Consider the following 12150-nt stretch of genomic DNA (forward strand, 5'->3'; position numbering starts at 1 on the left):
TTACCAATATTCATAATTATTTATAGAAATTATCATTTTCTACTTAAATAAAAGAAACTTGATTACAATTTATTGTGATTGAAGGAGTGAAATCCAATGAAAGCAACGGTATTTGTTTCGTATGAACAAGGAGAGAAAATCCGCAAAGCGAGGAGAAAACAGAAGATTACCCAAGAAGACTTAGCCTTATCCTTAGACATCTCCCCTTCTTTGGTGAGTAAAATCGAATGTGGGGCATATCAAGTGGCAGAAGATAACTTAGTGGCAATTTGTGATTATTTGGGATTAGAGATTGAGGAAGTCTTAGAGAAGAAAAAGGAAAATGAGGATGATCAGGTTGATATTCGGTTGTTATTGAAGACTATTGAACATGATATAAATCTCGTGGGTTCAAATGATGCATTGAAAGAACTTCAGAAAGTGAAACTTGAACCTAACGATCTTCTACTTGGAGAGTATTATCTTTTACAAGGTAGAATTTGTGAAGCTAACAAAGGTTGGGTAAAAGCACAAGAATTCTATGAAAAAGCACTCCGTCATGCTGACCAATTTCCAATGTTAACAAATACCAATATAAAAGCAATTAGTTATTATGTTTTAGGACGTTTGTATGGAAAACAAGGTAAATTAAAACAAGCACTGGTAGCTGTAAGGAATGGGAAAGAGTTCTTTAATGAAAGAGGAGAAAGAAGCTATCTCAAATATAGTCTTCTTCTTAGTCAAGCAGTTTATCTAGAGAAACTCAATCAAAACGAAGAGGCTTTTCGTATTACCCAAATATTAATAAATAATCAATTATATGTTGCAAGTACCGAAGCAAAGACAAATCTAGCACAATTACATGCAACTCTTTTAAATAAATTCGGATTCTATGATCAAGCAATTCAAATTGCAGAAGAAGGAGTGGTACTAGCACGTTTAGACAAATTGTATGATCGAACATTGGAACTTTGGACAACCCAAGGGGAAAGTTACCGAAAAAAAGGATCATTTGCTAATGCCAAACATTGTCTTAAAACTGCTTTAAAACTGAAAGAGAAAATACAATACCTTCCACTCGCCATCTCTACCTACACACAATTTGGTTTGCTATACTTAGAATTGAAGGATATTCAGAAATCACAGACAATGTTGGAAAAAGCAGTAATACTAGGAGAAAAAACAAAAGATAGTCTTCGGCAAATGAGTGCTTTAATTGCTTTAGGAGATTGTTATTTTCAACAAAAACAACTCAGTAATGCAAAAAGTCAATATGAAGTAGCCCTCTCAATTGCACAAAGTCATTCCTACTCCCAACATGAATGGGATATCTTGATGAAACTGGCGGCAACCTGCAAGCAGGATAATCCTGATCTCTATGGAAAATATGTAGAACAATTCCACCAACTATCATTAGAATTATGGAAAGGTGGTGAGAAAAGTATGACCTTTCATCAAAATATTGGAACACCTCGACAATTAGAAGCTGAGCCACCAGAAGTTTAGAAATACTGGAAACGGATTCCCTTGCTATTTAATGGTGGTGAGAACAATATGACTTTCAGCAAGAATTTAAATGTTTCCAGAATCCATCTTGATGCAGAACCACCAATGGATTAAGGTTTTATTTATCAGGGAGGAATTACACCAATTAGTATTAAATGCAATTTAGTCGCCCTAATCATTCCTACTATATGTAACGAGCAGCAAACTGAAAACACGATAATATGTAGAACAATTCTAACAATTATCATTAAAATGATGGAAAGGCGGTGAGAAAAGTATGACCTTTCATCAAAATATTGGAACACCTCGACAATTAGAGGCTGAGCCACCAGAATTTTAATTTATCAAAAGGAAGTGTGAAAATGATTTTTCACCAAAGTTTTAGAACACTTCAATATTTAGAGGCTGAACCACCTATTGAATAATTGAAACTAAATTTTAGTAAAGAACATCAGAACAGATCTTTTTGATAAATAAATATAGTTCTAATCGCTATTAAATTAATAGATAATACAAACAAATCCAGTCTAGGTTTCATCCTGACTGGATTGTTTCCATCTTACTCTCCTATAAGGTAAAAGCCTGTCCCCTTATCGCACATATTTATGGGCGGTGAAAAGCTACATGACCGCCATCACGGTCAAACCAGCCTCTAAATGCCCAATTAATCCATCCACCATCCCCTTTATTGGTAAATTCCCCATCTTCAAATGCCCAAATTCCAAAAACGACACCATCATACGTCGCAGAACCATAAAACTTAACCCCATTAAAATGATCTTCATAGTCTTGACTCAAATTAAAAACCATCACATTGTACTGCTGACCTACAGCATAAAAAGTTTGTTCCATCAGATTTTTTACAAAGCCATCACGATTTGTATCTTTTTTGATAGCATCTGCAATTGCATTTGCTATACCTAAAACATCAACGCTAACACTTAATTCTCCTCCAACAGCCATTTCTCTCACTCCTCTGATAGACATAAAAAATAAGGGATATGAAATAATTATCCCTCTATTCCAAATAATATCAAAATGGTAGTTATTTGTAAAATATGAAATTTTGTGTTTATCAAATAGAATAAAGCAAAGATATAAATAACCTCTTTTTCTCAAACATCTCAAAAAAGAAAAAGAAGTACACAGGATACACTCGAGGTATGCCGCCACTACAAGCATGAGTGGATTCAAATAAATAAAAAGAACGAAAAAAATCCGGATAATCTACTATTTATCCGGATTTTTCGGGTGTCTTAGATATCAATATTTATAGCTTTCTAAGAACGTCTAAAATCACTTCTGGTTCTAACCGGCGCATAAAATCTGGATCAACATGAGCGTACCGGATGATATTTTGCTTATCGATCACAAAAGTTGCAGATATCGGCAATACCCAACGGTCTGTTGCGTTATATTCCTCCAAATTCAAGTTAAACTTCTCGTATACTTCTCTTAAAGAACCTGAGACTTCATATAGAACATTATACTGATTTGCCACGAACCCATCTATATCGCTTGCGATCACAAAAGTAAGTTGTTCTTTTTCTTGTTGACTCAAGGTGTTATCAGGACTCTGTGGAGAGACTGCAATTAGTGTGGCTCCATATTCTTGAAACTGAGGTAAAGCCTCTTGATAAGCCCTTAGTTGCAGGTTGCAAAAAGGACACCATCCTCCACGATAAAACGTCAAAATTACTGGCCCATCTGTTGTTTTTTCTACTAAAGAAACCTTATTACCAAGTGCATCGCTCAAGGTGAAGTCAGGTGCTGTGTCACCCATCTTTAATCCACTTACAAGACCTGTCTGTTGCAAGTATTCGATTGATTCTTGAAGAATTTGATACTCTCTAGGTGTGTTGCTTTTCATTTCCTGCTCTCTAGCTTCTAGCTGTTTGCTTAAATGTTCACTCATAATTGTATGCCTCCTCATTTGTTATCAATATCCGCAATAGAATAAATATTCCGTCTTTTGCTAATTGAGACGAATAACCACTTTTCCAAAACGAGACTGCTCCTTATAATACTGAAAGGCAGACCCAGCTTCTTCAAAAGTAAATACACGATCAATCACTGGCTTTAATCGGTTAACGGCAATAGCACGATTCATAGCAGTAAAATGGGCACGGCTTCCGACGGCGATCCGCCGAAGGGTAAAGACATTGGAAGCAATAGCACTTATAGGAATAGACGAATCCCAGTTAGCTAACCATCCAACTTGACTAATTTCTCCACTACCTGTTGTTGATTTAATGGATTTTTCGAGGGTACCAGCACCACCAACCTCTACTACTCGATCCACGCCTCGTCCATTGGTCAACTCATGCACAGCAAGATGCCAGTCGGGTGTTGTGTGGTAATTGATTACTTCATCAGCTCCTAACTCCCTCAATCGTTTTGCTTTTTTTTCATCAGACGTGGTGGAAATAACACGCACTCCAAAGAGTTTGGCAAACTGGATAGCAAAAAGTGAAACCCCACCTGAACCAAGTGTAAGCACCGTATTACCAGCTCTTAACGATTGTCCTCCTGTCAATGCATTCCATGCGGTAACACCAGCACATGGTAAGGTTGCTGCTTCCTCATAAGAAAGATGGTCTGGAATTTGAACAACTCCCTCTTCACTCAGCACCACATATTCCGCCAACATTCCATTGAGCGATCCACCTAGCTGAGCAGCATTATCCCAATGAAAGGGGCCATCTATCCAATTTGGAAATATATTTCCTGCTGCCCTATCACCTACCTTTACTCGGGTAACACCTTTACCTATCTCCACAATTTCTCCAGCACCATCTGATATCGGTATAACATCAGGTAAAATAGGTAAAGAATAGTTTCCTTGAAAAATGATCATCATCTCGCGATAATTGATCGAACACGCTCGTACTCGAACAAGTACTTCACGAGGACCAGGAACGGGTACATCGTGTTCTTTTACATAAAGACCTTCGAGACCTGCACCTAAATTTACATGGTAGCTCTTCATCGAATTCCCTACTTTTTTTCTTATTTTAAAAGATTCTTATAAAGTGATTGGTAGTGGCTCCGTAAATTGATAATCAGATATGATTCGACCATCTTGATCTAAAATAGCAACGACAGAACCTGCACCTGCTGCTGAACCCCCATCTTGTGGCACCATCTTCCAATAAAATTCCACTACATTGTGGTGACTGGAAATCGTTTGAAAAAGCTCAAACGTAAATCCACCTTTTTCAACAAACTCTTCATATGCTTCTTGAATTCGAACCTCTATTGCTTCATGTCCATGTGCTTCTATGTTCTCCGTAAAATGAGTTGCATCATCGGACCAAAGTTCTTCAATACTTCTTCTGCGTTGATCAACATTTGCTTCATTCCAAACTTTGTTATATCTACTCACAAAATCTTGTATACTATCCATCTTATTTTCAGCCTTCTTTCTTCATTTATGGTTTACAAAATGACTTTAGCATGAAAACAGGACAGATCATGTCTTATTTCCATGCTAAAATAAAAAAAAAAGTAAAGGATAAGGTTGCTTTGCTAAAATCACAGCGTTTAATTCAACTTATTATGATGATTAATGCCAAAAAAGCTTTTACGGTTCGGGAACTCGCTGATGAGTTTCAGCTTTCTACTCGCACAATAACACGTGACCTACAAGAATTGAGCGAACTAGGGTTTCCGATTTATTCTGTGCAAGGAAGAGGAGGCGGTTATCGGTTACTGCAAGAAAGGATGCTTCCTCCAATTACATTTACAGAAAGTGAAGCGATCGCAATGTTCTTTGCTTGCCAATCCTTACAGTACTTTGGCTCTCTGCCTTTTGATGAGGGAGCAACATCAGCACTTCATAAGTTTTACCATTACTCACCAGCAGATGTGAAAGAACAAATTGACCGATTAAAAGATAAGATGGTCATTTGGAACCCTTATCGATCCATGTCTTCCGAGTGTTTGAGAACTTTATTAGAAGCAATCATGGTTCGAAGTGCTGTAACGATCGAGTACAATTCCAGCAAAGGCATAACCACAAGAGATATACAGCCAGTCGGTCTCTATGCGGCACAAGGATATTGGTATTGTCCAGCATACTGTTTTCAGCGGGAAGCATATCGATTATTCCGCGCAGATCGTATTCAATCTGCAAAATTGAATGAATCTATCCGTTGCCGGGAAGATGTGGACCAAAGATCTGTAACGGAGTGGAATACCCCTGAAATAGAGGAATCAGAGAAAACTATGCTAGTTGTCAAGATAACGCAAAAAGGCGTGCGAACACTTGAATCAAACAGTTGGTTTGGGCAGGCTATGGAACGTCTGAAAGATGGAAGTGGAATCATTCAAATGTTAGTCCCAATAAATAATCTGACATTTTTTTGCGATATGATTTGGGGAGTGGGAGAGGACGCTAAAATAATAGAACCAAAAGAAGCGAGAGACTATCTAAAACGGAAAATCGAGTTAATGAAATCCCAGTATAGGATAGAGATTAATTAAAGCAATTTTTCACTGAAAGTCATTTTTATTGATTCGATCGTTTTTATTAAAAAAGATTTTGTGTTTACACTCAGATAAAAATCCTCAAAAAAGAGACCAGCTAGCATAGATTATGCAAAACTGGTCTCCTATTGTTGCTAATTTATAGTTACTGTAGAAATAGTTGGATTGGTATTGGATTTGGATGGAATAGCAGTCTCGATCCGAAGTTGGTGCTTTCCAGCTGGATATTGCAATATATGGACACCTTCCGTGTCATACTCGCGAGTGGCTTTACCGTACGTCGATTTTACTTCTTTCAACGTAATAGATTGGAGCCGCTTGTCTTGGGATTCGATGTAGTTTACGAAATAGTTGAAATCAAATGCAAAACCAATTCTACGTTCATAGAAGTAGATATAATAGTCATTGTCCACGTCAGGTCCACCCCAAGCATGCAAGATCGATTGTTTCTTGCTTCCAAGACCAAAACGACCACTATTTAATGTTTTTCCTTGATATGCTAGTACTTTTGTTTCGATCAACCATTTTTTATGAACTAAGTTCGCATTTGATGTTACATGATTTACTTGAGCTTGAGTTAAACTTGGAAAGCTAAATAATAAAAGGCCAAAGACGAGTGTCAAAGTCACTAATGTTTTACGTAAATGCTGCATCCAATTCTCCCCTCACATCAAATTCGTAATTATTATAACATTTTGCTAACTATTTTTATAGTAATTCTATTTGTAATAAGTAGACATGTCGCATGCAATCTAATAACTCCATCCTATTTATCGAATTTATCCTTGCTTCACTTTGGAGCATAACACCTTTGAGAAGCCTGCCATACGAAAAGAACAAACACCATAAAACTAAACCAACTCTCCTATATCTACTAAATAAACATCATTTTTACAAATTAAAAGCATGTTATGTGCTCTTGCCACTGCATAGTCATAATGAATAATTTCATTCTTTTCATTCATAGGTTGAAAGGTTTGAATCTCCTTGCTGTACTTAGAATAGAGATGTAGTTTTCCTTTTTGATCATAACCATGTGCAAATAACACACTATTATTCCAGACAGCAAAAGCGTGACTTCCAACAATCGGAGCCTCATCAAATACCTTCTCTTGGCAAACTTCAAAACTAGTCTTATGATGGATAGCCAACAAGGGAAAATCGGTGTAATAGTATAGATATACAGTTTCATCCGAAGAGACGTTTAAGGCGTAACAATCCGCTATATAGGGAATAGTTTTGTTACTTGGTTTCTGGATAAAAGAGTCAAAATCAAATGTGATACTCCCCTGCTGATCAAAACAGAGTAAACCGCTTGTCCCGATAGTACCTCCAAATACTCCTTCATCAAAGTAACTCGCCCAAATATCTCCGTTTTTGGTCGTCTGCACATCTTCTATTCCATCACCCATATGAAAAGAAGACACTATTTCCTGATTCTCATTGAAGAGAAAGGCATTATGTGTTTGATTATCCCGAACTCTCGCATTCACAAGCAGCCAGTTCTCCCCTAACGGTTGAACAGTATGATAATCGTCATCTACAGGAGGAAGAAGTATTTTCTGCACCCCTTCATCTGTTATATGGAAAATGGTTTGTATATTTCTTTTCTTATGTTTGATGGAAGCAAACAATATTGGATTACCGTTATAGTCCAAGTGGATACTACAGGTATCATAATTTCCAACTACCTGATCACGATTAAATAAATGCTTAGCTTGTATAACATTCATCTTTCGGAATCCTTCCTCCCCTTGTCTTTAATCCTCTAACAAAACCTATTCATAGCTTCATGTCATTTTGTTGTTAATTCCAATAAGAAATAACATAGTGTGTAAACCCCCATTATCACTCCCGTCTGTAAATTAGTTACACAGGCAAGTTGTCGTAAACAAAAAAAGGTTATGATTATTTCCCAGATAATCATGAGATCAAATAGATTCAATATCGCTGTCTGTATTCCAGAAGAGTTTATCCAATAACTCAACGCTGTTATATGTGGCCCATCAAGCGGTAAATTGTAATTTAAAATAAAGTATACGCATTCAGGTACAAACAGACTATATGCTACCATCGCCAGTACAAGTCGAAAAGGGATGCTTTTCTTAAATAGTTTTAACAAACAAAATATCATTAACGCCTGTATGCTCGCAGCGATGAGATATAATAAAATTTTCGATACCAGAACAACGACAGACATCAAGAAGCTGCCTGCTGGATCAGCAATATAAAAATAAACAGCTATAAACAAACTTACTAAGAGCAGCGGTTTCCAATAGCTTGGATTTTGTCTAATTCGCTCTGCCGCTTTCGTTGGTTGAAATAAAATTAAAATACTAGTGGGAACAGAAATCTCCACCTAAAACCCTCTCTTCTTTTCTACGTTAAAGAATCAACTTTCTGTTACACCCATCATAGCATTTTCTGATTATTTACGTCATTTTTGATGCAGACTCAGTTGAGAAAGGGGAAATAATACTCCTCTATTTTGCACTTTTGGCTAATAGTCAGACTCTTTGTGAATAGAAAAGTTGATTCATCAAAAGTCAAGAAGCTGGGATTTGTTTCTGACCTGATTTTCTTGTTTCTCCACGCTCATGGGAAATCTGAGGAGATTCCCTATTACTTCTCCGTCATGAGTCCGGGAAATCAGCACTACTGGCTCCTGAACTGTACCCTCGTTCCCATGTACGATGAACTTGTTCCATCACTGCCCGTTTGTGTGAACGAGCTGACAATGGAAAAGTTGGAACGACTCTACCGCTATCGTCATTGGGATCGTGATGTGATACTGAAGTACCTGAATCCCGTGAAGAGAGAAAAACTGGAAGCGGTGCTTGATCAACCTTCCTGTGACGACATGTAGGAAAGTGAGGTTCCATCCCTGTTCCGATCAGTGCTATTAACGTACTGCTCGGGGCAGACCTCATATTTGCAAGCTTCTAGTGCGACAAGAAAGCGGCTTTTTTGTCACACATAAAATTCAATAAATGTACGAGAAAAATGCATAAAAAAACAAAACCAATTAGGTTTCACCCCTGCCTGATTTTGTTTACTATCATGATTTTCTGCCTGTGCAAAAGATACGTCTACTATTCAATAAAATGAATTACGCTTCACCTTCGATAAAAATCTTCTCCAAACTAATTATCGCTTCGTTTTCATCCGAACCATCAGCCGCCAAAGTAATGGTTTCTCCCATTACAATCCCTAATGATACGATCCCTAAAATGCTTTTCCCATTTGCAGTTTGGCTATTTTTGATCACATCAATATCACTACTAAAACGGCTTGCTACCTGCACAAACTCTTTCGCAGGTCGAATATGCAAACCGTGTTCCAGATTTACTTTTATCTCTTTTTTTATCATTGATCTTTATATCCTTTCCGATTACTCATATTTCTCTTAATCTTCGATAGCATTTAAGATTTCTTCCGCTGTATTTGCTGTCTTTAATGACTGACGAAAATCTTCATGCATCAATTTGCGGAAAAGATTTGCTACTATTTTCAGATGTATATCTCCAGCTTGTGCTTCTGGTACAGCAATTAAAAATACCAATGATACCTCTTCCTCTTCATCCCACTGTATTGGTTGGACAAGACGAGCTAGTGAAATTGCTGGTTTGGCAACTCCTTTGGATTTTGCATGTGGGGTAGCTACATCAAAACCAATTGCGGTGGAGCCTTGTTTCTCCCTCGTATACAGATCTTCTAAATATACATTGGCATCTGTTACCAACCCTTTGGAAGCCATTGATTCTACTAGATATTCCAACAATTCTTCACGGGATGTTACCTGTACATCCAACTGAACTGAGTCTGGAAGTAGATACTCTGCTATCATTTTGCTATCTCCGTTTCTTTATTTCTTTTTAATAGTGCGAGTAAGGCAGCTGTCACAATCATACCAACTGCTATTGCAATCACATATGCCCCTATGTTGGTAACTACATTTGGAATTGCAAGCACAAAAATTCCACCGTGTGGAGCTTTTAATGACACATGAAATGCCATCGACAAAGCGCCTGTTATAGCCGACCCAGCAATGAGAGAGGGTATAACCCGAATAGGATCAGCTGCCGCAAATGGAATCGCACCTTCCGTAATAAAGGATAGGCCTAGTATGCCAGCTGCTTTCCCAGCTTCTCGTTCGTCTGTAGAAAATTTTTTGCGAGCTAGCAGCGTCGCTAACCAGATTCCAAGAGGTGGTGTCATTCCAGCAGCCATAATTGCAGCCATCGGTCCATATACTCCGCTTCCAAGTAGTCCTACTCCAAAAGTGTAGGCAGCTTTATTGATCGGACCACCCATATCGCTTGCCATCATCGCTCCCAAGAGGAGACCGAGTAAAATAGCATTTGTGGTCCCTAATGTCTTTAGCCAAGCTGCTAATCCATCCATAATCAATTTGATCGGTGTACCAATGACAAAAATCATGAGTAACCCCACAATAAGAGAAGAAACGACAGGGATAATGACAATCGTATGAATACCTTGTAAGCTTTTTGGCAGACGAATATAATCTTTCAACGCTTTGGCTACATATCCAGCTAGAAAACCTGCAAGTATCCCGCCTAGAAATCCTGCTCCAATTTTAGAGGCTAACATACCACCAATAAGACCAGGGGCTAATCCTGCTTTTTCCGCAATCGAAAAAGCGATAAATCCAGCTAAAATAGGGATCATCAATGCAAAAGCACTATTTCCTCCAATGTCCATCAGTGCAGCAGCAAATGTTCCTTGTTGCTCGAATGCTTTAATCCCAAAGGCAAATGAAATCGCTATCAAAATACCGCCCACTACAACCAGTGGCAACATGTAAGATACACCATTGAGTAAGTGCTTATACAAACCTTTTGCTTGATTCGTCTCCTTTGAGGAAACCTCGTTCGTCTTTATTTTGCTTGGTTCAAACTGCTGAGCTTCCTCCAATGCCCTGTCAATCACTTGCTCGGGTTTTTTTATTGCCTCACTCAACTTTGCTCTTGTAACTGATTTATGATGAAAACGCTCTTCGTCCACATCCACATCAGCTGCGATAATGATTGCATCTGCTTGGTCAATTTCCTCTTTGCTCAGTTTGTTCTCAATTCCGGAAGCTCCCCGTGTCTCTACTTTAAAATCAATATCTTTCCGTTTTGCAGCCTCCGATAGCGCCTCTGCTGACATATAGGTATGAGCAATACCAGTAGGACAGGCGGTAACAGCAAGTATTTTTTTCTTCATCTCCCATTCACTCCTTCAACTTCGACTAGATCAAGTAATTTATCTACATCTTCCGGCTTGCCTAATTGTGTACCGGCTTTCGAAGCAGTAGCTGATCCTAATGCAGTGGAAAATCTCGCAATCTTTTCTAGCTCCCAGCTGTTCATCACACTTATAACCATTCCGGCAAACATAGAATCCCCTGCACCTACAGTGCTTTTCACTTCTATATGTGGAGGTTTTGTCTTCACTGTTTGCCCCTGTTTGAAAAAGTACGCTCCTTTTGCCCCTAAAGAAATCGCTACTAATGAAATTCCTTGATCGATAAGGGCAAGACCCGCTTCGACAACATCTTGTTCATTTTGTACTTTGCAACCTAGATATTCCTCTAATTCTTCTTGATTTGGTTTTATTGCATATGGCAAAGACTTTGAGGCGTATTTTAGTAAATGTCCATTTGTATCTAAAAAAGACAACACCTGATGTTTATTGGCTTGTTCAATTAAAAAGCGATAAAAGGCTGGGTCTATGCCTGGAGGTAAACTGCCTGCAAGAATTATCATATCTATCTTGGATAGCAGGCCAGTATAGTGTTCGATAAAGCGGTCTTTCTCCAATTCACTAATGGGAAATCCGGCTTCATTTAATTCCGTCATCTTACCGGAATGTTGCTCTAAAACCTTTATATTTGTTCGAATTCGTTGATTCGTAAATACAAATGAGGAATGGATTCCCATATCATGTAACTGTTTTTCGTACTGCTGAGCCTCTCTTCCAAGCCATCCGGTTACAGTAGGCTGTATGCCAAAATGAGCTAGTACCCGAGCAACATTAATGCCTTTTCCTCCAAAGTCATAGCGGGTATTCATCGCCACATTTTTTTGTCCTATGTGTAGTTTTTCGATCGCAATGGTTTGATCAACTGCGGGATTTAAAGATACTGTTGCGATTCTCATCATAAAGAACCTT

14 protein-coding genes are annotated in these 12150 nt (G+C 38.2%); 2 read left to right on the top strand and 12 right to left on the bottom strand.

Annotation, left to right across the window (positions count from 1 at the left end):
- The first annotated feature begins 96 nt into the window (after nucleotides 1-96).
- On the top strand, nucleotides 97-1485 hold the full coding sequence (locus AC5WOF_RS05205) for a helix-turn-helix domain-containing protein (RefSeq protein WP_496048892.1): 1389 nt from the start codon (nucleotides 97-99) through the stop codon (nucleotides 1483-1485).
- A gap of 603 nt (nucleotides 1486-2088) precedes the next feature.
- Here the strand turns inward: AC5WOF_RS05205 and AC5WOF_RS05210 are convergent.
- From AC5WOF_RS05210 to AC5WOF_RS05225, 4 genes are all read right to left on the bottom strand, one after another.
- A complete protein-coding gene (locus AC5WOF_RS05210) occupies nucleotides 2089-2472 on the bottom strand; it encodes a stress protein (protein WP_496049430.1) in 384 nt (127 codons plus the stop codon).
- 283 nt (nucleotides 2473-2755) lie between these two features.
- Nucleotides 2756-3400: a peroxiredoxin-like family protein gene (locus AC5WOF_RS05215; protein WP_496048893.1), complete on the bottom strand. Its 645-nt coding sequence runs from the start codon at nucleotides 3398-3400 to the stop codon at nucleotides 2756-2758.
- 60 nt (nucleotides 3401-3460) lie between these two features.
- Nucleotides 3461-4474 (bottom strand): zinc-dependent alcohol dehydrogenase family protein, encoded by a 1014-nt coding sequence (locus AC5WOF_RS05220; RefSeq protein ID WP_496048894.1) that lies wholly within the window; start codon nucleotides 4472-4474, stop codon nucleotides 3461-3463.
- 36 nt (nucleotides 4475-4510) lie between these two features.
- On the bottom strand, nucleotides 4511-4891 hold the full coding sequence (locus tag AC5WOF_RS05225; RefSeq protein WP_496048895.1) for a hypothetical protein: 381 nt from the start codon (nucleotides 4889-4891) through the stop codon (nucleotides 4511-4513).
- A gap of 119 nt (nucleotides 4892-5010) precedes the next feature.
- On the opposite strand from AC5WOF_RS05225, the gene AC5WOF_RS05230 reads away from it, so the two are divergent.
- Nucleotides 5011-5970: a helix-turn-helix transcriptional regulator gene (locus AC5WOF_RS05230; protein ID WP_496048896.1), complete on the top strand. Its 960-nt coding sequence runs from the start codon at nucleotides 5011-5013 to the stop codon at nucleotides 5968-5970.
- Between the two features lie 137 nt (nucleotides 5971-6107).
- Here the strand turns inward: AC5WOF_RS05230 and AC5WOF_RS05235 are convergent, their stop codons facing one another.
- From AC5WOF_RS05235 to pfkB, 8 genes are all read right to left on the bottom strand, one after another.
- A complete protein-coding gene (locus tag AC5WOF_RS05235; RefSeq protein ID WP_496048897.1) occupies nucleotides 6108-6626 on the bottom strand; it encodes a DUF4309 domain-containing protein in 519 nt (172 codons plus the stop codon).
- A 198-nt stretch (nucleotides 6627-6824) separates the two neighbouring features.
- Nucleotides 6825-7706 carry a YxiH-YxzG fusion protein gene (locus AC5WOF_RS05240; protein ID WP_496048898.1) on the bottom strand — a complete coding sequence of 294 codons (882 nt, stop codon included), beginning with the start codon at nucleotides 7704-7706 and terminating at the stop codon, nucleotides 6825-6827.
- A gap of 62 nt (nucleotides 7707-7768) precedes the next feature.
- Nucleotides 7769-8332: a YIP1 family protein gene (locus AC5WOF_RS05245; RefSeq protein WP_496048899.1), complete on the bottom strand. Its 564-nt coding sequence runs from the start codon at nucleotides 8330-8332 to the stop codon at nucleotides 7769-7771.
- Nucleotides 8333-8606: 274 nt separating this feature from the next.
- Nucleotides 8607-8903 (bottom strand): hypothetical protein, encoded by a 297-nt coding sequence (locus tag AC5WOF_RS05250; protein WP_496048900.1) that lies wholly within the window; start codon nucleotides 8901-8903, stop codon nucleotides 8607-8609.
- 179 nt (nucleotides 8904-9082) lie between these two features.
- On the bottom strand, nucleotides 9083-9343 hold the full coding sequence (locus AC5WOF_RS05255) for an HPr family phosphocarrier protein (protein WP_496048901.1): 261 nt from the start codon (nucleotides 9341-9343) through the stop codon (nucleotides 9083-9085).
- 36 nt (nucleotides 9344-9379) lie between these two features.
- Entirely contained in the window at nucleotides 9380-9820 is a 441-nt protein-coding gene (locus AC5WOF_RS05260; RefSeq protein ID WP_496048902.1) for a PTS sugar transporter subunit IIA, read from the bottom strand.
- Nucleotides 9817-11202: a fructose-specific PTS transporter subunit EIIC gene (locus AC5WOF_RS05265; protein ID WP_496048903.1), complete on the bottom strand. Its 1386-nt coding sequence runs from the start codon at nucleotides 11200-11202 to the stop codon at nucleotides 9817-9819. The genes AC5WOF_RS05260 and AC5WOF_RS05265 overlap by 4 nt, the downstream gene beginning before the upstream one ends.
- Nucleotides 11199-12140: a 1-phosphofructokinase gene (pfkB, locus tag AC5WOF_RS05270; protein WP_496048904.1), complete on the bottom strand. Its 942-nt coding sequence runs from the start codon at nucleotides 12138-12140 to the stop codon at nucleotides 11199-11201. Before pfkB ends, AC5WOF_RS05265 begins: the two co-directional genes overlap by 4 nt.
- Nucleotides 12141-12150 lie beyond the last annotated feature (10 nt).

The sequence above is a fragment of the Shimazuella sp. NTD250 genome (assembly GCF_059510375.1).